This is a genomic window from Nocardia sp. NPDC088792, from assembly GCF_044750615.1.
In the GTDB taxonomy this organism is placed as follows: domain Bacteria; phylum Actinomycetota; class Actinomycetes; order Mycobacteriales; family Mycobacteriaceae; genus Nocardia.
Genome location: NZ_JBIVKC010000006.1, coordinates 533,767 through 556,542, shown reverse-complemented (window position 1 = coordinate 556,542; position 22,776 = coordinate 533,767). Strand labels below are relative to the sequence as shown.

Genomic DNA, 22,776 nt, shown 5'->3' with positions numbered 1-22,776 from the left:
GTCGTTTCCGGAGTTCTGTGCCAAGCTGGCTGAGTGACGCGAGCTTTCAGCGGTACCTATCGCGGAACCACCACCGACGAACGGCGCGAACAGCGACGACAGCGACTGCTGGACGCCGCCCTCGATATCGTCGGCACCCAAGGGCTGGCAGCACTCACCGTGCGCGGGGTCTGCGAGCAGGCGAAGGTGGGCCCCCGATTCTTCTACGAATCCTTCCCCGATCTGGACGCTTTGGCGACCACACTGCTCGACGAAGTACAGCGCGCGGCCCTCGACGCCGCCGATCGCGCCATGACCGAGACGCCCGGCGAACCCGAAGACCGGATCCGGGCGGGGGTGGCGGCGCTCATCATCGCCGTCACCGACGATCCGCGACGCGCCAATATCGCCTTCGCGCAGGCCTACGGCAGCGCCGAACTCATGCGCCGGCGCTTCGAGGGCATGCGGCAGGTGGCCGGCATGATCATCCGGCAGACCCGGCTGCTGCTCGCGGTGCCCGAGGAGCAGGACACCGCGCTGACCGCGCTCGCACAGCTCATTACCGGCGGCGCCGCCGAACTGGTCCTGGTATGGCTCGACGGCGGACTGAAAGTGGAGCGACCGGTGCTGATCGAGATCGTCGCGGATTATGTGGTGGCCCTGGTGGATCGGCTGCCCGGCATGGCCGAGAAGCTCTCGGACTGAGCGTCAGTCGCCCGCGTGTACCGCCAGTATCTCGTCCACCACGATCTTGGCCGTCTCCGCGCATGCGGTGATCCCGGCATTGGCATAGGTTTTCACCGCGTCGCCGACATTCCACAGATTCGGGATCGGCGTCCGATACGGCAGGTCGTAGCCCGCCACCGCGCGTTGCGGCGGCCAGCCGTCGCGGGTCACCGCGATCGACAGGATATGGGCCGCATCGAAACCCGCGATCTCCTCGCGCAGATCCTGCAGGACCAGCGCCGCCTCGGCATCGGAATCGAAGTCTCCGACAGCGGGTTTGGGCACCCCCGTACCCACGTAGAGCTGCCAGCCCTCCGGCGCCATCTCCGGGCAGGTGGCGGTGAAATTGGCGACGTAGCAGAGCCGCCGGGTGCGCGCGAAGCTGAGCAGGCCGGGCGCGGCGATCAACGGCTCGCGGCTGGCGAAGTTCACCGAGATCATGGCGCACGGCAGATCACCCTGCAGCACGGTGCCGACATAATCGGATGAGAAGTATTGCGGCCCGACCATGTCGAGAGTGGCCGACGGCCCGATATCGCTGATGGCGAAACCGCATGTCACATCGACGGTTTCACCATCGCGCCGGATCCGCGCACCGGTGACGCGGCCGTCCGCCACGACGAGCCGCTCCACCTCGCTGTCCAGCCAGACTTCTCCCCCACCGTGTTCCACCACCTCGGCGAGGGACCGCCAGATACCGACCGTGCCCTCCGGGCAGAACCCGAACCGCTTGAACGCCGACTTGCGCGTGAAGTAGGTCAGGAAGACCCGGGCGGGCAGTTCCTCGGAGCCGACGGCGAAGATCGAACCGCACATATTCCGGAAGATCCCCTGCACCGCATCATTTTTGGTGTAGCGGCGCACCCAGTCCGCGGTGGAGAGTTCCCGCTCGGGCAGGCCGCTGTCCGAGCGCGCGTCGCCGATGCCCTGCACCAGTTTGGCGCCCTGCCTGGTCAACTGGGAGATGAGCAGGCCCCAGCCGCCGGTGGTGACGTCCACGTCGCGACCGCCGATGCGGTAGAGGATCGGCGGGTTGGCCGGGCGCACTTCGAACTTCGCACCCACCTCGCCGAAGGTCTCCTCGGCGATACCGCCCAGTTCCACGACGATGGCCCCGGTATTCACCTTGAAGCCGTCGATCTCCTCGGTGGAGGCGCGGCCCCCGATCCGATCCAGGCGTTCGACGACCAGAGTGCGCAAACCGTGGTGCGCCAGCCGGGCGGCCGTGAACAAGCCCCCCGCACCGGCGCCGACAACCACTGCGTCCCAATTGTTCTCGCTCATGGCGAGGCTCCTCCGCAGAGTGCGTCAGCCCGCGGGGTTCACCCCGGGCTGAGCGTCGGACATATCGGTGATACGACTCCAATTCTCCCGCACCTCGTCGATACTCGGGACCTGCGAGAACAACACCGGCTTACCCGCGAACAACTGCACCCGCTGCACCGAGCCGCCGCCGACGACGAGAATCAGACCGGTGTCCTCGCACTCCTCGCTCACCAGGTGACCGATCACCGGGGCGACCTGCTCGGGCGGCAGCTTCTCCAGCATCTCGGCGGGCGCGATATCGGCGGTCATGCGGGTGGCGGCCATGGGGGCCACCGAGTTCACCTTGATGTCGTACTTGCGGCCCTCGAGGGCGAGGGTGTTCATGAGCCCGACCAGGCCGAGTTTGGCGGCGCCGTAGTTGGCCTGGCCGAAGTTGCCGTACAGCCCGGAGGTGGAGGTGGCCATGACGACGCGGCCGTAACCCTGCTCGCGGAAGTGTCCCCAGGCGGCGTGCGTGACATTGAAGGCGCCGAACAGGTGCACGCGCTGCACGGCTTCGAAGGCCTCGGGGGTCATCTTGGGGAAGCTCATATCGCGCAGGATGCCCGCGTTGTTGACCACGCCGTGTATCGCGCCGAAGGCGTCGAGCGCGGTCTTGACCAGGCTCTGCGCGCCCTCGGTGGTGGCGACGCTGTCGTAGTTGGCGACGGCGGTGCCGCCGGCCGCGCGGATCTCGGCGACCACGGTGTCGGCCATATTGTGGCCTTCGCCGGTGCCGTCGCGGGCGCCGCCGAGGTCGTTCACCACGACCAATGCGCCCTCCGAGGCCAGCAGGCGGGCGTATTCCCGGCCCAGGCCGCCGCCGGCTCCGGTGACGATGACGACGCGATCGGCTACTCCGGGCATGGAAACTCCTTGTGGTGATATAGGTTTCATACGACTGTGGCAGCACCGGGCCGGGCCGGCCCGGGAATTCGCGAGGAATTCCGCCCGATCGACCGCCGACTTCCTCGCCAGGAAACTGGACAGTCGATACGTTGGATGGTGTGACGCCGTACCTCCACAAGCTATACCCCGCCCTCGAAGCATCCCTGCCGCACCTGGCGCTGGGGCCCCGGCCCACACCGGTCCGGCGACTCGACGCGCTCGACTCCGCCGGCGCCGAGATCTGGCTCAAGGACGACGGCGCGTTCGGTGACGGCGGCTGGGGCGGCAACAAGGTCCGCAAACTCGAATGGTTGCTCCCCGACGCACTGCGACTACACCGCACCACCATCGTGACCGTCGGCGGACTGGGCACCAACTGGGGCCTCGCGACCGCACTCTACGGCCGCGAACACGGGGTGAAAACCGTTCTCGCCCTGGTGGATCAACCCGAGGACGAGCATGTGCGCAAACAGCTGGAACGCCTGCGCGCCTCGGGCGCGGAACTGCACTTCACCCACACCCCACTGCGCACCCGACTGGCCGCCCCCTGGCTGATCGCCCGCCACTTCTCCGGGCGACGGCCCCCGTACCTGCTCCCCGCCGGCGGCTCCTCACCGATCGGCGCGCTCGGATACGTCGAAGCCGCACTCGAATTGGCCGCCCAGATCCGGGCAGGCGAACTCCCGGAACCGTCCCACATCGTGACCCCGCTCGGCTCCGGCGGCACCGTAGTCGGCCTCGCCCTCGGCCTGCGCCTGGCCGAACTCCCCACCCGAGTGGTCGGCGTGGTCGTCAACGACACACTGAGCCTGACCCACTCGACCCTCACCCGCCTCGCCCGCCGCACCACCCGCCTCCTCCGCGACCGCGGCGCACCCCTCCCCTCCGACGACGTCCTCGCCCCCACCGCCGATCTCGACATAGTCACCGAATGGCTCGGCCCCGGCTACGGCCGCCCCACCCCCGAAGCCGACACCGCCCAAACCCTCACCGCCGACCGCGAACACCTCACCCTCGAACCCGTCTACACCGCCAAAGCCATGGCCGCCCTCCTCGACATGAACGCCCGCGGCCACTTCACCCCCGGCCCGGTCCTCTACCTCAACACCAACGGCCCCCGCTGACACCACAATTCAGCGAGCGGGAACTCATGGTGGAACCTACTCGGCCGATGCCGCAACCGGTTCCCGCTCGTGGGATGCCACACTGCGGCGTGTGTGGTCCGCTGCGGCACCCACGCCCTTCAGTCGGATCAGCGCCTGGCTCGTACCCTGATTTCATGCCCGGAACATCGGCTGCCGCCGTTCCCGACCGCGAGCTGCATCGCCTGCACGCGCTGCTCTCGGGTCGGCGGGTGGCGGTGCTGACCGGTGCGGGGATCTCCACCGACAGCGGGATTCCGGATTACCGCAGTCCGGATGCGCCACCGCGGAATCCGATGACGTTTCAGCAGTTCGTCGGGGATCCGGTGTTCCGGCAACGGTATTGGGCCCGCAATCACATCGGGTGGCGGCGGATGGATGCCGCGCAGCCGAATCGGGGGCATCGGGCACTGGCCCGGCTGGAACGCGCCGGGTTGGTGAGCGGGCTGATCACGCAGAATGTCGATCTGCTGCATACGAAAGCCGGGCATCGGGCGGTGATCGACCTGCACGGCGTGTACGCGCGGGTGCGCTGCCTGGATTGCGATGCGCTCATCTCACGCATGGCGTTGGCCGATCGGCTCGAAGCGGAGAATCCGGGATTTGCCGAGGCCGCGGTCGCGGACGGGCTGGAGGTGGCGCCCGATGCGGATGCGGTGGTGGCCGATACCGCGGCGTTCCGGATGGTGCCGTGCGCGCGGTGCGGCGGCATTCTCAAACCCGATATCGTCTACTTCGGCGAATCGGTGCCGAAACCGCGGGTGGCCGCGGCATTCGAGCTGGTCGAGCGGTCCGATGCGCTGCTCGTCGCAGGCTCCTCGCTGACGGTGATGTCCGGTCTCCGCTTCGCACGCCGGGCCGCGAAATCGGGTATCCCCGTGGTGATCATCAACCGTGGCCCGAACCGCGCCGACGAACTCGCCGCCCTCACCCTGTCCACCGGCTGCTCGCCCACCCTCGATGCCCTGGCCGACGCCCTCGGCGCGTCGTAGCCTGAGAAGCCGAGCTTGTTCCAGCCGAGGGAGATACCGCCATGACCAACTGGCTGCTGCTGCGCGGACTCACCCGGGACCAGCGCCATTGGGAGGGATTCCCCGACGAATTCCACACCCGCCTCGGCGCCACCGTCCGCACCATCGACCCGCCCGGCTTCGGCACTCAGAATGCCCGCACCTCACCACATTCCATCCCCGCCATTACCGACGACATCCGCACGCGGTTCCGGCCGGAGCAGTCGGAGTGGTCGCTGCTGGGTATTTCGCTGGGCGGCATGGTGGCCATGGATTGGTGCGCTCGCTACCCGGATGATTTCCGGCGCTGCGTGGTCGTGAACACCAGCGCGCGTGAGACTCTCGATCCGCGCCGGCTCAATCCGCGGGTGCTGCCGGTGCTGGCGGGCCGCTCGTTCCGATCGGATCACGCCCACGAGTCCGCGGTGCTCGGACTGACCAGCAATAGTCCGCGGGTGGATCGAGAGGCTCTGGCGCACAGTTGGGCCCGGTATCAGCAGGATGCGCGGCCCTCGACCGCCAGCATTCTCGGACAGCTGGTCGCGGCCGCGACTTTCCGCCTCCCGCAGAGCATTCCGGTGCCTCTGCTGGTGCTCGCCGCCGAGGGTGACCGCCTCGCCCCGCACCACATGTCCGAGGCGATCGCGGCCCGCTACGACGCACCGCTGTACCTGCATCCCGATGCGGGCCACGATCTTCCGCTCGACGATGCGGCCTGGGTGCTGGACCGCATCGCGGACTGGCTGCCGGCTACTTGATCGCCACCGGGCTGATCGGGGTGCCGACGCCGCCGGGGATGCGGAGGGCGGGGGCGCAGAGCAAGAATTCGTAGATGCCGTCGTCGGCGCAATCCCGGCCGAGGGCTTCCAGGTCCCAGATCTCGCCGAGGGGCATGCCCATATCGCGGAGGGCGAGCATGTGCAGGGGCATCAGGACGCCGTCTTCAGGCGGCATCACCTCGACGGTCGGGTTGTCGACGGCGACGGCCGCGATGTCGTGTTCGTGCAGCCATTGGGCGCAGCGCCAGCTCAGGCCGGGGGTGGCGCCGAACCATTCGCCGGCCTTGCGGGTTTCGAGGAACCTGGTCCACCAGCCGGTGCGGACTATCAGGACATCGCCCGGTTCGATCGACACGTCCTGGCTCGCGGCGACCGCATCGAGGTCCTGCGGGGTGATGACCGTGCTCGGCGCCAGGCGCGGCACATTCCGGTGTCGGGCCACATCCAGGAGGACGCCGCGGCCGACTACGCCGCCACGTTCGGCTACCTGCTCGATCCCCAATTTCGTTGCGCCGAAACTGGTTACCGCGGCGGCGGGGTAGCCGTTGTACATTTCGCCGTCGTAGTAGACGTGCGACAGTGCATCCCACTGGGTGGCGGCTTGGAGCGGCATCATGATGTAGTCGTCGTTGAACCGCATCGGGCTGTGCGCGTACATGCCGGCGATCTGCGCCTCGGTGCGCCCGCCCCAGTCGCCGAGGTTGGCGGCGAATTCCGCGTCACCACCGTCGACCGACATGAGGTGGACGGGGTTGCGGCGGAATCCGCTCGCGCCCTGCGGACCGTAGGCGTCGAATGGGACGCCCAGTTGGATCGTGCGCCCCTGCCGCGCCAGTTGCGCCGCGCGGGCGATCCTGGCGGGAGTGATGAAATTCAGGGTTCCGAGCTGGTCATCGGTTCCCCATCTACCCCAGTTCCGGACCTGCTCTGCCACTTTGCGCCATTCATCCGCCACGAATCGCAGCCTAGCCAGCGACGAAAGCGGCCGTGTGGCAATGGTTCACCGTTCGGGACGGGCGCATCCGCCCCGAACGGCAGACCGAGCCGACCGCTAGTTCTTCGTGGACGCCAATCCGCTCGAGATCGCAGCCGGTTCCGCGTCGCCCGCGACCGGCCCGGCCGGTGCCCGGGTGGGGCGCAGTGCGAAGGCGAGCACCAGCGCCCCGGTCAGTGCGATCAGCATGGTCCACACCACGCCGACGTGCATGGCGTGGATGAAGGCGCTGTCCGCGGCATGGATCAGGTCGGGCCGGTGTACCGCGGCCGCGAGGTGCCGGGTCTGCTCGGCGGAGACCCGCGCCCGGTCCTGCACATCCGCGGGCAGATCCGCCAGGGCACCGGCGATGGCATGTCGATAGACGATGGCCATGATGGTGCCGCCCAGCGCGATCCCGAGCACGCTGCCGGTCTGCCGCACGGTATTGGTCACCGCGGAGCCCGCGCCGGCGCGTTCCAGCGGCAGGGTGTTCATGAGCCCGGCGGTCACGGGCCCGAGCACCAGGCCGATCGAAAGGCCCTGTGCGAAGGCGAGGATCACGATCCAGATGATCGGGGTATCGACGTCGAAGAACACGCCCGAACCCATGCTCAGCCCCGCGATGAGCAGCGCCGGCACGGTGACCGCCCGCAGTGACCACCGCCGGACCAGCCGCGGTCCCAGCGGCCCGCCGATGATCACGCCCAGCGCCGCCGGTGAGCCGATCAACCCGGCCGCGAGCGCCGAGAAACCGCGTGCTCCTTGCAGATAGAAGGCGTTGTAGAAGCCGGCTGCGGTCATGGCGAACAGCAGCAGCCCCAGCGCCGCATTGCCGCCGCCGAACATGCGCGTTGCGAGCAGCCGCGGGTCGAAACTCGGATGCGCGATGCGAAGTTCGACGAGCACGAAGGCCGTCAGCAGGACCGCACCCACCACACTGGGCAGCCAGACGTCGATACGCGCCCAATCGGCCACCTGACCCGCGCGAATCAGACCGTACGCCAGCGCCGCCAGTCCGGTGATCGACAGCAACAGCCCCGCCGGATCCAGGCGCCGCCGTATCGGACTGCGGAAGTCGGGTACCAGTACGAGGATTCCGGCCAGCGCCACCACCACGACCGGAACATTCACGAGAAATACCGAGCCCCACCAGAAGTGGCCGAGCAGTACTCCGGCCAGCAATGGCCCGGCCGCCAATCCGACACCGGCGGAGGCGGAGGACACACCGATCGCCATGGCCCGCGCCGGTCCGGTGAAGGTCCAGGTGAGGATGGCCATGGTGGCGGGCATGATGAGCGCGCTGCCCGCGCCCATGACGGCGCGCGCGGCGATCAATTGGCTTGCGTCACCGGCATATGCGCCCCATACCGCGGCGGCGCCGAAGATCACCATGCCGGTGGCGAGGACGGTGCGGTGACCGAACCGGTCGCCCAGCGCACCGGCCGTGAACATGAGGGTGGCGAACACCAGCGTGTAGGACCCGGTGGCCCATTGCAGCTGGGCCGGGTCGGCGCCGAGTCCGCGGATGGGATCGGCGAGGGTTTCGAAGGCGGTGCTGAGGATGGTGTTGTCCATCCAGATGAGCAGTGAGGAAAGTACGAGAACGGCCAGTATGAGCCGCTGCCGCGTCTTCGGCAGCGTCGCAGGCGTGGTCATGGAAACCTTCGCTAAGATTGGTAGGAACCTGACGATTAAAGAGTGCACAATCGTCAGGAACCTGTCAATCCAGCGAAAGGTGAACCGTGAGCTCCGAGGCCCCGGACTGTGGCGCGCTGACATTCATGGTCCGCAAGGTCTGGCTGGCCATGCGCGCCGCGATCGGCGAGGAGCTCAAGGCCTTCGGACTCACCACCTCGCAATACGCGACGCTCATGATGACCGCCGGCAATCCCGGCATGTCGGTCGCGGATATCGCCCGCGAGGTGGGCAGCACCCGCCAGGCCGCCAATGAAATGCTCGGCGGCCTCGAGAAGGAGGGCCTGATCGAACGCCACCCGCACCCGACCGACCGCCGCACCCACCGGATCCAGCTCACCGCGACCGGCATCGAACGACTCGACCAGGCCCGCATCGCCGTCGACCGCCGCGAGACCGAACTCGAGGCGAACTTCCCGGACGACCAGCGCGCGGCGATCCGCGGCTGGCTCGTCAGCATGGTGCAGGCCTGCCGGTAAAGCCAAGAGCGACTTGCTTATTGACAGTAACTCTCATATATGGAGATACTCTCTCTGCTAGGGGCGTAGAGGAGTATCGATGTCATTGCGTGAGCGGCAGCGGAATCAGATCCGCGCCGACATCCAGCGAGCGGCCTTCACACTGTTCGCCGACAAGGGATTCGACCAGGTGACGACGGAACAGATCGCCGCCACCGCCGGAATCTCACCCAGCACCTACTTCCGGCACGTACGCAGCAAGGAAGACCTGCTGCTGGATCCGGTCCGCGAGGGCGGCGCCGGCATCACCGGCCTGCTGGAGGCGCGACCGGACACCGAACCGGCCGATATCGCTCTCGCACAGGCGATTCTGGAGCGTTCCACCGGACTGGCGGCCGCGGAGGTCGAACAGTGGCGCGACGCCTTCCGCACGGCGCCACAGCTACTGGACCGGGTAGCGCTGATCACCCCCGATCACCGGGAGCGGTTGATCGAGCTGGTGGCACAACGCATGTCGTGCGATGCGGAGACCGACAGCCGGCCCGGCCTGCTCGTGCATCTCATGCTCGCCGCCGCCGAATTCGGCTACCTCCAGTGGTTAGGCAATACCCGCAATCGGGGCGCCTCGCTGCCGGTCTGCGTCGAGGGCGCACTCACCGCCGTGCACGGCGAGCGCTGGCGCGGCTGACCGGAAAACACCGGCGCACAGACTGATTCACAACTTCACAAACCCCAAGGGTCAGATATGCAGACACATGCGGACACCTTCGATCTGGTCGTCATAGGCTCCGGCGCCGCCGGCATGACGGCCGCCCTCGCGGCCGCACACCACGGACTCACCGCGGTCGTCATCGAGAAGGCCGCGCACTACGGCGGATCCACCGCGCGCTCCGGCGGCGGGGTGTGGATTCCGGGCAATTCCGTGCTGCGGCGCGAGGCGCCGGCCGATGACATCGAATCCGCGCGCACCTACCTGAAATCCATTACCGGTGAATACGCCGACCCCGAACGCATCGACACCTACATCGATCGCGGGCCGGAGGTGCTCGAGTTCCTGTTCGCGCACACGGCGCTCCGGATGCAATGGGTGCCCGGCTACTCCGACTACTACCCGGAGGCGCCCGGCGGCCGCGCACACGGACGTTCGATCGAACCGAAGCCCTACAACGCCAAGGGACTCGGCGCGGAGCTGGCGAACCTGGAACCGGATTACTCCAAGGCGCCCAAGAACTTCGTGCTCACGCAGGCCGATTTCCGCCAGTTGCATCTGGGCCTGCGCAATCCGCGCGCGCCGTTCCGCGCGCTGCGCATCGCGGCGCGCTTGGTGAAGGGGCAGGTGCTGCGCCAGCATCTGCTGGCGCGCGGGCAGGCGCTCGCGGCCATGCTGCGCGCCGGGCTGCTGGCGGCGAATGTGCCGGTGTGGCTGAACACTCCCATGATCGAGCTGGTGTCGGCTGACGGCCGGGTGACCGGCGTGGTGGTGCAGCGCGAGGGTGTCGAGCGGGTGATCCATGCGCGACGCGGTGTGGTCGTGGCCGCGGGCGGGTTCGAGCACGACGAAGCCATGCGCAAGCAATACCAGCGCGAGCCGATCGGCACCGACTGGACCGTCGGCGCGAAGGCCAATACCGGTGACGGTATTCGCGCCGGTCGATCCCTCGGCGCGGCAGTGGATTTCATGTCCGACGCCTGGTGGGGCCCGTCCATCCCGCTGCCCCGCACCCCGTGGTTCTGCCTGGCCGAGCGCAATCTGCCCGGCAGCCTCATCGTCAACGACCGCGGCGAGCGCTTCATGAACGAGTCGCTGCCGTATGTCGAAGCGACACATCGGATGTACGGCGGCGAGAACGGCCAGGGCGAAGGCCCGGGCGAGAACCTCCCCGCCTGGCTGGTATTCGATCAGCGCTACCGCAATCGGTATCTGTTCGCCGGACTGGCGCCGCGGCAGCCGTTGCCGGGCCGCTGGTTCAAGTCGGGTGCGCTCACCCGCGCGGATTCCCTTGCCGAACTGGCGGAGAAGCTCGGTGTGCCCGCAGACGAGCTCACCGCGACGGTCACGCGCTTCAACACCTTCGCGCGGGACGGCAAGGACGCGGACTTCGGCCGCGGCGACAGCGCCTACGACCGCTACTACGGCGATCCGCGCAATCACCCGAACCCGAATCTCGGTGCGCTGGAAGTAGGCCCGTTCTACGCCGCCAAGATGGTTCCCGGCGATCTGGGCACCAAGGGCGGGCTGGTGACCGATACCGCCGGTCGCGTACTGCGCGAGGACGGTTCGGTCATCGACGGCCTCTACGCGGCAGGCAATGCGAGCTCACCGGTCATGGCGCACACCTACGCCGGACCCGGCGCAACCATCGGCCCCGCCATGGTGTTCGGCTACCTCGCCGCATTGGATGCGGCAGCGCGGGTGCCGAAAGCGCCCGCGCAGGCGGAGAACTAGCAGTTCACCCGCCGAAAAGCCGTCGCCACCAGGGACGTCCGGGGCGCGCCTCCGTAGTGAGGGTGTGCTCCGGCGTCACCGGTGTTCGGGCGGCGCGGGCCGCGTCGCGTTCGGCTCGCCAGGTGGCGACCACCTCATCGGTCTGTAGTGGTCCGATGGGGACGAACGGCCCGTGTGGCATGCGGAGCCAGCGCACGATGCGGTCGTTGAGGTCGGTGACGGTGTCGCGGACTTCGCGTTCGAACCACATATCGCGCACCGTGTCCTGGATGCGTTCGCGTTCGCGGCGCAGCACGATGGATTCCGGTAGTAGTGCGTCGCCGCGCACGCCCTCGCGTTGGAGATAGTTCCGCAGCCACCAGTCGTCGTCCGCCGCACCCGGCGGTATCGGCTGGCCCGCACCCGGCAGATTGTCGAATTCGCCCCGCTCGGTTGATTCGCGGACCTGTTTGTCGATCCACGATTCAAAAGTGAGATCGGGCGGTTTGCGCTCGGTCACAGTACCCAGCGTACCGAAACGTTGCGCCGGATGCGCCGGCGTTTCCCACCCGAATCGGCCGTCACCTGCGGTCTCTCGCACTGAGTTGGCGAATGGGATTCGGCACGACTAGTTTTCGCCGGATGGGTAGGTTCGGAAGGCGAACGTTGTTGACGGCCAGTATATTTGCCGGAGGGTTGCTGCAATTGCCGCTCGGCAGGGCGGACGCACCACTGGCCGGGAGCGCCTTCGATGTGCAGTTCCACACCGTGTCGCAGCTGGCCGGCGGCCGATGGCATTGCCTGGTCAGCGATCTCAGCAGCGGACAGCGCATCACCGTGGTCGAGCAGGATGCCGATTTCGTCATCGAGGGCGCGAGCGTACAGAAGCTGGCCGTCATGACCGGACTCATGACCGAGGTCGACGCGGGCCGGGTGAAGCTCACCGACACCACCACCCTGGACAAGGACATCATCGCCGACGGCAGCGGCCTCTACCTGAACCAGGCGGCCTTCGGCGACCAGCTCACCGTCGCCAATCTGCTGACCACCATGCTGCAGGTTTCCGACAACACCGCGGTCCGGCTGCTGTCCCGCTTCGTATCCGGCGACAAGATCAACGAGAATCTCGACCGGCTCGGCTTCACACAGACCCGCGTCGAACCCATTCCGGGCGAAGATCGCTTCTACCTCGGCCACACCACGCCACGCGAGAACAATGACCTGCTCTACCGGCTGGCCACCGGGACCCTGCTGTCCAAGGAGTCGACGCAGGCGGTGCTGCGCATCATGGGCTGGTCGTCGGTCGGCTACACCGACGGCATCCGGCAGCAGATGTCCTCCGACGAACGCGCCCGCTTCGCCGGCAAGCACGGCGCCGACGAGGACAAGCGGCACGAGACCGGCATCATGTTCGACCAGCAGGGCAGTCCGCTGGTCATCTTCTCGTTCTTCGCCGATCAAGCGCCGGATCCGGACAACTACGGTTCGACCAATCCCGTCGTGCGGGCGCATGCCACGCTCGGCCGCTTCATGATCGACACCTACACGGGACTGTCGCCGCTGCAATCGTTCGTCGATCCCAAGGTCATCAGCCAAGGACACTGACACAATGCGGCCATGAGTCTATCGGGACGAGTTGCGCTGGTAACCGGGGGAAGTCGCGGCATCGGGCGGGCCACCGCCCTCGCATTGGCCGAGGACGGCGCGGATATAGCCGTCAACTATCGGCGCGATGCCGAGGCCGCGGCCGAGGTGGTGGCCGAGATCGAAAAGCTCGGGCGGCGCGCGCTCGCGGTGCAGGCGAGCGTGGATTCCGCCGAGGACGACGAGCGCATGGTGGCGCAGGTGCTGGATGCCTTCGGATTCGTCGACATCCTGGTGAACAATGCCGGGATCGCCAGCCGGGGGCGCTTCGTCGCCGAGACCGATCCGGCGGAACTGCACCGGGTGATCGCCACCCACGCCCTCGGCTCGCATCATGTGAGCCGGCTCGTGCTGCCGTCCATGCGAACCCGTGAACGCGGCGATATCGTCATGATCTCCAGCGTCGCCACCCTGGGCATGGCCGCGGGCGGGGCGCCGTACAACATGGCCAAGGCGGCCGTCGAGGCGCTCGCGCTGACTCTCTCGCATGAGGAGCAGCCCAATGGGATCCGGGTCAATATCGTCGCGCCCGGACTGGTGGAGACCGAGATGGGGCGCCGGCTCGTCAAGGGCGTCACCGGACTCGACGACATCGGCCGGCTCGCCGCGGCCTCGCCGTTCGGCCGGGTGTGCCAGCCGGAGGATGTCGCGAATACGGTGCGGTTCCTCGTCTCCGATCAGGCGGGCTATATCAGCGGGCAGAAGATCAATGTGCACGGAGGTGGCTCCGCCGCTAGCGGTTTCTAGCATAAAAGCCCAGGTAACTGCCCAGCTTGAACAGCGTTCAAGCTCGAGGTAGTTTACCGAGGCATGACCAGCGAACTTTTGAACACATTGGTGGCCAAGGCATTCCGCGGCGAGGCTCCGAGCCGCGCGGAATCTCTTGCGCTGCTTGCGGGCTCGGATCCGCTCATCGAGGTGGTCGCCGCGGGATCACGGGTGCGGCGCGAATTCTTCGGCATGCGCGTCAAGCTCAACACCATCGTGAATATGAAGAGCGGCCTGTGCCCGGAGGATTGCGGGTACTGCTCGCAGCGGCTGGGCTCGGCCTCCGAGGTGCTGAAGTATTCGTGGATCCCGCCCGAGCAGGCGGCGCAGGTCGCGGGGGACGCGGTGCGGGCCGGCGCCAAGCGGGTCTGCCTGGTGGCCAGCGGGCGCGGGCCCGGCGACCGGGACATCACCCGCATCGAGCACACCATCGCCGCCATCAAATCCGATCATCCCCAGGTGGAGGTGTGCGTCTGTCTCGGACTGCTCGGCGACGGGCAAGCCGAACGGCTTGCGGCCGCGGGCGCACACGCCTACAGCCACAACCTCAATACGGCCGAGGCCCGCTACGCCGATATCTGCACGACCCACACCTTCACCGACCGGGTCGACACGCTGCAGCGCGCCACCGCGGCCGGGCTCTCGCCGTGTTCCGGGGCGATCTTCGGCATGGGTGAGAGCGATGACGACATCGTGGATGTCGCGCTCGCCCTGCGTGAACTCGACCCGGATTCGGTGCCGATCAACTTCCTCATCCCGTTCGAGGGCACCCCGCTGGGCGGGCGCTGGGATCTCGACCCGGAACGCTGCCTGCGCATTCTCGCCCTGTTCCGCTTCCACTTTCCCGATGTGGAGGTCCGGCTCGCGGGCGGGCGCGAAATCCACCTGCGCACCCTGCAACCGCTGGCCCTGCACCTGGCCAATTCGATCTTCCTGGGCGACTATCTGACCAGCGAAGGCCAGCCGGGCGCCGACGACCGGCAGCTGATCACCGATGCCGGATTCACCATCGAGGGCGCCGACGAGCCGACCCTCCCCGCCGCCCGCCACGACCTGGTGGCCATCCGCCGCCGCGGGGCCGGAACGGGGCTGCCCGCCAACGCTTAACGCCCTGCGGCCAGCTTGGTGAGGTAGTCCGCAACCGGGTCCAGCGTGAACAGGCCGGTACCCGCACCGGCGAGTTCGCCTGCGGCCGGGAGCAATTCATCGTGCAGACGCGCAATGAGGTCGCGCTCACCGAGTTCGAGTGCGGCGCGGGACAGCAGGCAGAGCCGCAGCTCGAGCAGGAGGTCCGGCGGCGGATCGGGAAGTGCGAGCAGAGCTTTCCGCGCCTCCTGCCGCCGGTCTTCGGCCAGCAGGAGCAGTGGACGCACCCATGGCTCGTGCGGACCCCAATCGATGCCTGAATCGGGGGCGATCGGGAGATTGTGGCGCAGGCGCAGGCACAGCAGTGCGAGCGGCAACAGGCCGTGCCCGAGGCCGGGCATCGCTGCGATCGGGAAAGACGCGGCAGCCACTCGATAGGCGGCTTCCGACGCGGCATACGAGGCTGTAAGCGACTGCCGCAGTGCGCGATACCAGCGGGTGAAGACGCCGACCAACGGCAGTTCATAGCGATCGGCCAGTGCGTCGACTGCCACGGCATGCTTGTCGGCCTCGTCGAAATCAGCTGTGGCACTGAGTCCCTGAATACGGATGAGATGCCCGAGCACCTCGAAAGTCACCAGTCCGGCCTCGCGAGACAAGGCGATCAGCTCTGCTCCGATACGGTCCCGTTCACCGGCCAGACCCGCGCGGTAGAACGTCTGCATATAGCGAGCATTCAGCGCAAGCGCCAGCAACTCTGGCCGACCAGATTGCCGCGCAAGCGCTTCCGCCTCCGCCGCGGCCCCCGGGCCACGACCACCATCGTCACCCCGCAATTCCAGCGCGATAGTGGCGAGCAACCGGCACCGCAATTCCACCTCCCCGGGCGGCAACTCCCCCAGCACCCGATACGCCGCATCGACGATCTCCCCGGCCAGCACCGGCTCATCGTTCTCGGTCCACACCGCGGGCACATCGAACGCAACGATCACCCGCCCCGTCAACGCCGAATCCTCCAAACCCTCCGCAACCTGAATCGCTTCCCCTCGAAGCCTTCTGGCCCGCTCCAACTCCCCCGTCACAGCCAGCGTCCGCCCCAACCCCATACTCGCCTCGAGCCCCGCGCGTACATCGCCGATACGGGCAAACCCCGCCACAGCCTGTTCCCACCACCGAGCCGCCTCGTGCGGCGCGAACACCACCTCCGCCTGCAGAGCCGCGGCCCACGCATACCTCGCCGCCCGCTCGGCCGTAGCCGCCGTACCGGCCCGCCCGAAATGATGCGCCAGCACGGCCGCATCCCCACCCCTCTCCTCCATCAATTCCCCAACCCGCGCATGCCAAGCCACCCGCCGAACAGCCGAAACCTCCCCGTACACGACGTCCCGCACGACTCCGTGCGCAAACGCCGGCCCGGTCTGCTCGATGAGGAATCCGGCGTGCAGAGCGGCATCCAGAGCCGACAACACGAGTTCCTCATCCCCCGCCAGCAGCACCAGTAGGCACGGGTCGACCTCCGCGCCGATGACCGCTGCCTGCTGCAGCACCCTGCGATGCGGTTCCGCGAGCCGGGTCAGCCGATGCCGCACCACATCTCGCACCCCCGCCGGAATCGCGGCGAGTGCACCGTCCCCCTCATCGCGGAGCAGCCGCGCCAGCTCGCGCGTGAAGAACGGGTTTCCGCTGCCCCGCTCGTGAATTCGCCGCACCACCGCGGTATCGACGGTGGTCCCGACGACTTCGCCCACCAGCTCCCCGGTTTCGCCCGCACTCAGCCCGCCCAGCTGAATCCGCTCCGGTTCCGCTCTCGCCACCCGGCCCAGCGCGGTCGTCAGTTCCGGACTCACATCGGTGGTGCGATACGTGCCGATGGCCAGCACCCGGCCGATCTCTGCCGAAGTCGCCACGGCCACCAACAGTTCGAGCGTTTCCGCCTGCGCCCAGTGCAGGTCGTCGAACACCAGCAGCACCGGGCTGTCCGCCGCAGCCGCCGCGAGGTAGTCCATATTCCGCTGCCGGGCAATGAACCGCGCCGCCGCCGGATCACCTCTCTCGGCGGCCGGCACCTCGAGCTGCGGCCGACCGCCGGCGACCAGATCCGCCACAATCCGCTGCCACGGCCAATTCGCCGGCGTCCCCGCTTCCTCCGGACTCGCACCCCACGCACTCACCCACCCCTGCGCGACAGCCCGATCCGAAAACATTCGAGCCAGCGCACTCTTGCCCGCGCCCTCGACTCCGGACACCAGCACCACCCGCACCCGACCCGATTCCACGACCTCGGCAGCCGCCCGATCCAAACGAGAGATCGCCCCCGCACGGCCGACAAATATCTCCGCTCCGGTGCCGAATCCGCGCGCCGTCGCCTCCGATCGCGGCGGCATCTCCGGGAATCGACCATCGCGCAGCTCCGCAGCGTCCGGGCCGGCCGCGGGGGAATTCGGTTCAGTTTCACCGGCTTCCGTGGTCGACGCGTCCGTGGTCTGCCCGGAGACGTCGAGCCGCTTGCCGGGCGCCGAAGGGGCTGCCGCATCGGATGTGAGGGTTGCCGATCTCGCGGCGGCCGGGGTCAGGTGTGGTGCGTGGGTGAGGATCGCTGTTTCGAGGTCGCGGACTTCGACGCCGGGGTCGACGCCGAGTTCGTCACGCAGCGTGCGGCGCAGGGTGCGGAGGCCGGCGAGGGCGTCTGCTTGGCGGCCGGTGCGGTAGAGGGCGAGTGCGAGTGTGTGCCAGGCGGTCTCGCGGAGTGGGTGGTCTCGGACGAGTGCGTCCAGGGTGGTGATCGCCTCGGCATCGCGGCCCAGGTCGAGCAGGGCGTGGGAACGCTGTTCCATTGCGGTGAGCCGCAACTCGTCGAGGCGGGCGATCTCGGAGCGGGCCCAGGGACGGTCGGCGAATTCCGCGTAGGCGGGTCCTTGCCAGAGTTCCAGTGCGGTATCGAATTCATCGACCGCGGCCCGGAGCAGCTCCGGGGGCGTCGGTTGCGCTGATTTCGGTCGGCCTGCCTGTTCGGGTCCGGCGGTCCATGACACTGCATCGGCAGGCCGGGGCAGGCGGCTCGATATCGCCGCGGCCCGCAGTGAATCGGCGTGGCGCACCAGCGCTTCGAAGCGACCCGCGTCGACCTGCATGGGTTCGATGCGCAGGGCGTAGCCCGGGGCGGCGGTGATCAAGATTTGCGCGGGTTGGCGTGGGGCGCGGTCGGGCTCGAGGATTCGGCGGAGGGCGGAGACGAAGGTTTGCAGGGTGCCGGTCGGGTCTGCGGGTGGGCGCTCCCAGAGGTCGTCGATGAGCTGGGTGGTGGGGACCACGCGGCCGTGGGCGATCAGGACGCGGGCGAGTACGGCGCGGTGCCGCGGGCCCTTGAGGGCCAGCGGGCCGCGTTCGTCGTCGGCGCGCAGGGGGCCGAGGACTCCGAAGGTCACCACGTCGGTCGACTCTATCGGCTCGTCCGTTGCTGATCGGTTGCCGCTCAGTCGCTGCTGACCGGTTGCTCAGCAGCCGGGGACAGGATCGTCCGGTCAGAGCAGTCCCAGGAGAGGAACAGCATGTCCCCCCGTATCCCCGGCTTCGATTACCAGCGCGTCACCGTCGCCGATGGCGTCTCGCTCACCGCGGCCGTCGCCGGTTCCGGCAGTCCGATCGTGCTGCTGCACGGTTTCCCGCAGACCCATCTCATGTGGCGGCATGTGGCCGCGGATCTGGCCGCCGACCACACCGTCATCTGCCCGGACCTGCGCGGGTACGGTGCCAGCGACAAGCCCGTGGACACCGACGGCGAGACCTACTCGAAACGCACCATGGGCAACGATATCGTCGCTCTCGCACAGGCTTTCGGCCACGAACGGTTCGCGCTGGCCGGGCACGATCGCGGTGCGCTGGTCGCCTTCCGCGCCGCCCTCGACCATCCGGAGCACATCACCCACATGGCATCCCTGGACGGCATGTCGACCGCGGATACCTGGGAGGTCCTGCACGGCGTCCTGGGCGCGGTCGGCTTCCACCTGTATCTGATGGCGCAGCCGGTCGGACTGCCGGAACAGCTCATCGGCGCGAGTCCCGACGCCTTCTTCGGCCATTTCCTCGATATCTGGGCGAAGAATCCGGATTCCATCCCCGCCGATGTCCGGGCCGCCTATCTGGCCGCGTGCGGTGCCGCGGTGCCGTCCATCGTGGCCGACTTCCGCGCGAGCGCGACCATCGACATCGAGCACGACCTCGTCGATCGGGAGGCGGGGAACGCCCTCCGCATGCCGGTCGCTGTCGTGCAGCAGGACTGGGGTTCGGCTCTGGGCTTCGAGCCCGAAACCCTGTGGCGCGCATGGGCCCCCGATCTGCACCACGAGACGGTCACCTGCGGCCACTTCATGGCCGAGGAGGCTCCGGCGGATATCGTGCGAGCCCTTCGCGGATTGCTCACCCGCGAGGTTGCTACGCGCGGAGCTCGAGGCGGCGTACGAGGGTGATCAGCCCTTCCCGCAATGCCTCCGGATCGGCGGCGTCCCCGCCGATGACCATTCGCACCACCTGCGGCACCGAGAACCACCAGGCGGCGAGCGCCGCCACGGCGTACAGCAGGTATCCGGCGGCGACATCGTCGGGCAGGGTTCCGGCGCGCTGGGCCGCGGCGAGCGCGGCCACCTTGTCGGCGTAGTGCGAGGCGCGGGCGGATTCCGCGGGTAGTTCGCCGCCGGGCGGCTGCAGGCCCTCCCAGTGCAGCAGCCGCAGGAACTGCGGGTGGGTGCGGTGGTAGTCGTAGACGTGGCCGGCGTATTCGGCGAGGTCACCGGCCTTTTCCGCGCTGAGCGGGCTGGCGGCGGCCAGTTGTTCGAGCTGGTCGGTGAGGACGGCCTCGAACAGGCCGTTCTTATCGCCGAAGTACTGGTAGATGCGTTCCTTGTTGACGCCGGCGCGGGCCGCGATGGCCGCGACTCGCGCCCCGTCGGGTCCGCGTTCGGCGAACTCGTGGACGGCCGCCTCCAGCAGCTTGCTCTTGGTGCCCTCGGTATCCCACGCCATGGGTCCATCCAACCATCTCCAACCGTGCGGTTGCAGTCAGGGACCACACTGTGGCAAACTCCAACCGCACGGTTGCAACCGAAAGGTTGCAGTTATGGAGGAGGCAGCGTGCCGGAATTGCGTTCACGAACAGTCACCCACGGCCGGAACATGGCGGGCGCCCGCGCGCTCATGCGCGCCAGCGGCGTCCCGTCCGCCGATATCGGGCGCAAGCCGGTGATCGCCGTCGCCAACAGCTTCACCGAGTTCGTGCCGGGCCATACCCACCTGGCGCCGGTCGGGCGCATCGTCTCCGACGCCGTGCGGGCGGCGGGCGGGATTCCGCGCGAGTTCAATACGATCGCCGTGGATGACGGAATCGCCATGGGGCACAGCGGAATGCTGTACTCACTGCCCTCGCGCGACCTCATCGCGGACTCGATCGAGTACATGGTGAACGCGCACTGCGCCGACGCCCTGATCTGTATCTCCAACTGCGACAAGATCACTCCCGGCATGCTCATGGCCGCCATGCGCCTGAACATCCCCACCGTGTTCGTCTCCGGCGGCCCCATGGAGGGCGGCACCGCGGTGCTGGTCGACGGCACCGTCCGCAGCCGCCTGGATCTCATCGACACCATGTCCGCGGCCGTGTCCCCCGAGGTGTCCGACGAGGACATGCTTCGCATCGAGGAAAACGCCTGCCCCACCTGCGGTTCCTGCTCCGGCATGTTCACCGCCAACTCCATGAACTGCCTTACCGAAGCCTTGGGCCTGGCCCTCCCCGGCAATGGCACCACCCTCGCCACCCACACCGCCCGGAAGGCGCTCTACGAGGCCGCCGGCCACACGGTCATGGAGCTGACCCGCCGCTACTACGACGCCGACGACGCCTCCGTCCTCCCGCGAAACATCGCCTCCCGCAATGCCTTCGACAATGCCATGGCATTGGACCTGGCCATGGGCGGCTCCACCAATACCGTCCTGCACCTGCTGGCCGCCGCCCAGGAAGCCGGACTCGACTACGACCTGACCGACATCGAGAAGATGTCCCTGCGCGTCCCCTGCCTGTGCAAGGTCGCCCCGAACGGGCCCTACCTCATCGAGGACGTGCACCGCGCCGGCGGTATCCCCGCCATCCTCGGCGAACTGAACCGCGCCGGACTCCTGCACCGCGATGTCCATGCGGTGCACGCGGATTCCCTGGACGCCTGGCTGACCGAATGGGATGTCCGCGGCGGCAACCCCTCCGAAGAAACCCTCGAGCTCTTCCACGCCGCCCCCGGCGGAAAACGCTCCGCCACCGCCTTCTCCCAATCCGAACGCTGGCACGAACTGGACCTCGACGCCACCGCAGGCTGCATCCACGACGCGGCCCACGCCCACTCCCGAGACGGCGGCCTGGCCGTCCTCCGCGGCAACCTGTCCCCCGACGGCGCGGTGATCAAATCCGCCGGCGTCGCCGCCCACATGCACACCTTCACCGGCCCGGCCCTGGTCGTCGACTCCCAAGAGGACGCAGTCGAAGCCATCCTCACCGGCCGCATCCAGCCCGGCGACGTCCTCGTCATCCGCTACGAGGGCCCTCGAGGCGGCCCCGGCATGCAAGAAATGCTCTACCCCACTTCCTATCTGAAGGGCCGCGGCCTGGCCGACAAGTGCGCCCTCATCACCGACGGCCGCTTCTCCGGCGGCTCCTCAGGCTGCTCCATCGGCCACATCTCCCCCGAAGCCGCCGCCGGCGGCCCGCTGGCCCTGGTCCAGGACGGCGACCAAATCACCATCGACATCCCTTCGCGCACAATGACTCTGCACGTCGACGACGAAACCCTCACAGCCCGCCGCAAAGACCTGGAGGCGAACGGCGGCTACCGCCCCCGCAATCGCCACCGCGAAGTCTCCCTGGCCCTCCGCACCTACGCCTTCCTAGCCACCTCAGCCGACCGAGGCGCAGTCCGCGACCCCTCCAGACTCCCCGCCTGACCCCACAGGCCCGATGGTGGGCCGGTTGTTTTCAGTGCGTCGAGTGCCGGTCAGGTCAGAGCCAGCCGCCGGAGGCGTCGATGGTGGAGCCGGTCAGGTAGGAGGCGTCGGGGGAGACGAGAAATGCGGTGATGGCGGCAATTTCGGCGGGGTCGGCCAGGCGGCCGAGGGCGTTCATCGAGCGGATCGACTGGTCGGCGGAGATGGCCGTCTTCAGTACCGGATGGGTGTAGTGGACGGCGTTCTCGGCGGCCATATCGGTGGCGGTGCCGCCGGGGGCGATCGCATTGATGGTGATGCCGCGGCCGGCCAGTTCGGGAGCCAGGTTGCGGACCATGGCCGAGATCGCCGCCTTGCTCGCTGCGTAGAGGGCGTGGTGGTAGACGCCGATGCGGGCGCTGACGGAGGAGGTCAGCACGATTCGGCCGCCCTCGGGGAGGATCGGGGCGGCGGCCTGGGCGGTGAAGAGCTGGCCGGCGACGTTGGTGTGGAACACCCGGTCGAAATCGGCGAGGGTGATTTCGTCGAGGGGGGCGAAGTGTTCGACGCCGGCATTGCCGACGCGATGTCCAGGCCACCGAATTCGGCGACTACCCGATCAACCAGGCTTCTCGCCTGGGCCGGGTCGCTGATGTCGGCCTGGAATGCGGCTGCCCGGTAGTTGTTGTCGCGCAGCTCCTTCACCAGGCCCTCGGCGGAGGCCGCGTCGGAGACGTAGTTCACCGCGACCTCGGCGCCCTCTTCGGCGAGCCGCCGCGCGGTCGCCGCGCCGATGCCCCGGCTGCCGCCGGTCACCAGCGCCCGCTTCCCAGCCAACCTCGGTTCAGCCATGACAGCACCCCTTCCGATCGGTGGAATCCTTCGGATCAGGGTACGCCGCCACCGCGAATGACATCATGAAATGCCGTTCTGCA

19 protein-coding genes and 1 pseudogene are annotated in these 22,776 nt (G+C 68.2%); 12 read left to right on the top strand and 8 right to left on the bottom strand.

The window, feature by feature from the left end; all coding sequences use genetic code 11:
- Positions 1 to 33: 33 nt before the first annotated feature.
- The gene (locus tag ACIP5Y_RS38805; protein WP_400357690.1) at positions 34 to 684 is read left to right on the top strand and encodes a TetR/AcrR family transcriptional regulator; all 651 of its coding nucleotides are present in this window, start codon (positions 34 to 36) and stop codon (positions 682 to 684) included.
- Positions 685 to 687: 3 nt separating this feature from the next.
- On the opposite strand, the gene ACIP5Y_RS38800 is transcribed toward ACIP5Y_RS38805, so the two are convergent.
- Together ACIP5Y_RS38800 and ACIP5Y_RS38795 are read right to left on the bottom strand one after the other, a co-directional pair.
- Positions 688 to 1,989, bottom strand: coding sequence for a phytoene desaturase family protein (locus ACIP5Y_RS38800; protein WP_400357688.1), 1,302 nt, complete (start codon positions 1,987 to 1,989; stop codon positions 688 to 690).
- A 24-nt stretch (positions 1,990 to 2,013) separates the two neighbouring features.
- Positions 2,014 to 2,877 (bottom strand): SDR family oxidoreductase, encoded by an 864-nt coding sequence (locus tag ACIP5Y_RS38795; RefSeq protein ID WP_400357686.1) that lies wholly within the window; start codon positions 2,875 to 2,877, stop codon positions 2,014 to 2,016.
- Between the two features lie 140 nt (positions 2,878 to 3,017).
- Here ACIP5Y_RS38795 and ACIP5Y_RS38790 point away from each other — a divergent pair, with 140 nt between their 5' ends.
- From ACIP5Y_RS38790 to ACIP5Y_RS38780, 3 genes are all read left to right on the top strand, one after another.
- Positions 3,018 to 4,022: a 1-aminocyclopropane-1-carboxylate deaminase/D-cysteine desulfhydrase gene (locus tag ACIP5Y_RS38790; RefSeq protein WP_400357684.1), complete on the top strand. Its 1,005-nt coding sequence runs from the start codon at positions 3,018 to 3,020 to the stop codon at positions 4,020 to 4,022.
- Positions 4,023 to 4,177: 155 nt separating this feature from the next.
- Positions 4,178 to 5,032 (top strand): NAD-dependent protein deacetylase, encoded by an 855-nt coding sequence (locus ACIP5Y_RS38785; protein WP_400357683.1) that lies wholly within the window; start codon positions 4,178 to 4,180, stop codon positions 5,030 to 5,032.
- A 41-nt stretch (positions 5,033 to 5,073) separates the two neighbouring features.
- Complete coding sequence (locus ACIP5Y_RS38780; RefSeq protein ID WP_400357681.1) at positions 5,074 to 5,808, top strand: alpha/beta fold hydrolase; 735 nt, start codon at positions 5,074 to 5,076, stop codon at positions 5,806 to 5,808.
- On the opposite strand, the gene ACIP5Y_RS38775 is transcribed toward ACIP5Y_RS38780, so the two are convergent.
- Both ACIP5Y_RS38775 and ACIP5Y_RS38770 read right to left on the bottom strand, forming a co-directional pair.
- Entirely contained in the window at positions 5,801 to 6,784 is a 984-nt protein-coding gene (locus tag ACIP5Y_RS38775) for a cyclase family protein (RefSeq protein WP_400357679.1), read from the bottom strand. The two genes, ACIP5Y_RS38780 and ACIP5Y_RS38775, sit on opposite strands and share 8 nt — an antisense overlap.
- A gap of 96 nt (positions 6,785 to 6,880) precedes the next feature.
- Entirely contained in the window at positions 6,881 to 8,461 is a 1,581-nt protein-coding gene (locus tag ACIP5Y_RS38770) for an MFS transporter (protein ID WP_400357678.1), read from the bottom strand.
- An 86-nt stretch (positions 8,462 to 8,547) separates the two neighbouring features.
- Between ACIP5Y_RS38770 and ACIP5Y_RS38765 the strand changes: the two genes are divergently transcribed.
- The 3 genes from ACIP5Y_RS38765 to kstD all read left to right on the top strand — a co-directional run bounded on the left by ACIP5Y_RS38765 (position 8,548) and on the right by kstD (position 11,404).
- Positions 8,548 to 8,979 (top strand): MarR family winged helix-turn-helix transcriptional regulator, encoded by a 432-nt coding sequence (locus ACIP5Y_RS38765; RefSeq protein WP_400357676.1) that lies wholly within the window; start codon positions 8,548 to 8,550, stop codon positions 8,977 to 8,979.
- Positions 8,980 to 9,058: 79 nt separating this feature from the next.
- Complete coding sequence (locus tag ACIP5Y_RS38760; RefSeq protein ID WP_400357674.1) at positions 9,059 to 9,646, top strand: TetR/AcrR family transcriptional regulator; 588 nt, start codon at positions 9,059 to 9,061, stop codon at positions 9,644 to 9,646.
- A 57-nt stretch (positions 9,647 to 9,703) separates the two neighbouring features.
- Positions 9,704 to 11,404 carry a 3-oxosteroid 1-dehydrogenase gene (gene kstD / locus ACIP5Y_RS38755; protein ID WP_400357672.1) on the top strand — a complete coding sequence of 567 codons (1,701 nt, stop codon included), beginning with the start codon at positions 9,704 to 9,706 and terminating at the stop codon, positions 11,402 to 11,404.
- A gap of 4 nt (positions 11,405 to 11,408) precedes the next feature.
- Here kstD and ACIP5Y_RS38750 read toward each other — a convergent pair whose 3' ends face one another.
- A complete protein-coding gene (locus tag ACIP5Y_RS38750) occupies positions 11,409 to 11,903 on the bottom strand; it encodes a DUF1992 domain-containing protein (protein ID WP_400357670.1) in 495 nt (164 codons plus the stop codon).
- Positions 11,904 to 12,052: 149 nt separating this feature from the next.
- Between ACIP5Y_RS38750 and ACIP5Y_RS38745 the strand changes: the two genes are divergently transcribed.
- From ACIP5Y_RS38745 to bioB, 3 genes are all read left to right on the top strand, one after another.
- Positions 12,053 to 12,988, top strand: a complete 936-nt coding sequence (locus ACIP5Y_RS38745; protein ID WP_400357668.1) for a serine hydrolase — start codon at positions 12,053 to 12,055, stop codon at positions 12,986 to 12,988.
- Between the two features lie 12 nt (positions 12,989 to 13,000).
- Complete coding sequence (locus ACIP5Y_RS38740; RefSeq protein ID WP_400357666.1) at positions 13,001 to 13,774, top strand: SDR family NAD(P)-dependent oxidoreductase; 774 nt, start codon at positions 13,001 to 13,003, stop codon at positions 13,772 to 13,774.
- A 63-nt stretch (positions 13,775 to 13,837) separates the two neighbouring features.
- Positions 13,838 to 14,902 (top strand): biotin synthase BioB, encoded by a 1,065-nt coding sequence (gene bioB, locus ACIP5Y_RS38735; protein WP_400357664.1) that lies wholly within the window; start codon positions 13,838 to 13,840, stop codon positions 14,900 to 14,902.
- Here bioB and ACIP5Y_RS38730 read toward each other — a convergent pair.
- Positions 14,899 to 18,309 (bottom strand): BTAD domain-containing putative transcriptional regulator, encoded by a 3,411-nt coding sequence (locus ACIP5Y_RS38730; protein ID WP_400357662.1) that lies wholly within the window; start codon positions 18,307 to 18,309, stop codon positions 14,899 to 14,901. The genes bioB and ACIP5Y_RS38730 overlap by 4 nt on opposite strands.
- Positions 18,310 to 18,429: 120 nt before the next feature.
- On the opposite strand from ACIP5Y_RS38730, the gene ACIP5Y_RS38725 reads away from it, so the two are divergent.
- The gene (locus tag ACIP5Y_RS38725; protein WP_400357660.1) at positions 18,430 to 19,347 is read left to right on the top strand and encodes an alpha/beta fold hydrolase; all 918 of its coding nucleotides are present in this window, start codon (positions 18,430 to 18,432) and stop codon (positions 19,345 to 19,347) included.
- On the opposite strand, the gene ACIP5Y_RS38720 is transcribed toward ACIP5Y_RS38725, so the two are convergent.
- On the bottom strand, positions 19,313 to 19,900 hold the full coding sequence (locus tag ACIP5Y_RS38720; RefSeq protein ID WP_400357658.1) for a TetR family transcriptional regulator: 588 nt from the start codon (positions 19,898 to 19,900) through the stop codon (positions 19,313 to 19,315). The two genes, ACIP5Y_RS38725 and ACIP5Y_RS38720, sit on opposite strands and share 35 nt — an antisense overlap.
- A 108-nt stretch (positions 19,901 to 20,008) precedes the next feature.
- On the opposite strand from ACIP5Y_RS38720, the gene ilvD reads away from it, so the two are divergent.
- The gene (ilvD, locus tag ACIP5Y_RS38715) at positions 20,009 to 21,862 is read left to right on the top strand and encodes a dihydroxy-acid dehydratase (RefSeq protein WP_400357656.1); all 1,854 of its coding nucleotides are present in this window, start codon (positions 20,009 to 20,011) and stop codon (positions 21,860 to 21,862) included.
- 55 nt (positions 21,863 to 21,917) lie between these two features.
- On the opposite strand, the pseudogene ACIP5Y_RS38710 reads toward ilvD, so the two are convergent.
- Positions 21,918 to 22,693: pseudogene (locus ACIP5Y_RS38710) on the bottom strand (SDR family NAD(P)-dependent oxidoreductase).
- Positions 22,694 to 22,776 lie beyond the last annotated feature (83 nt).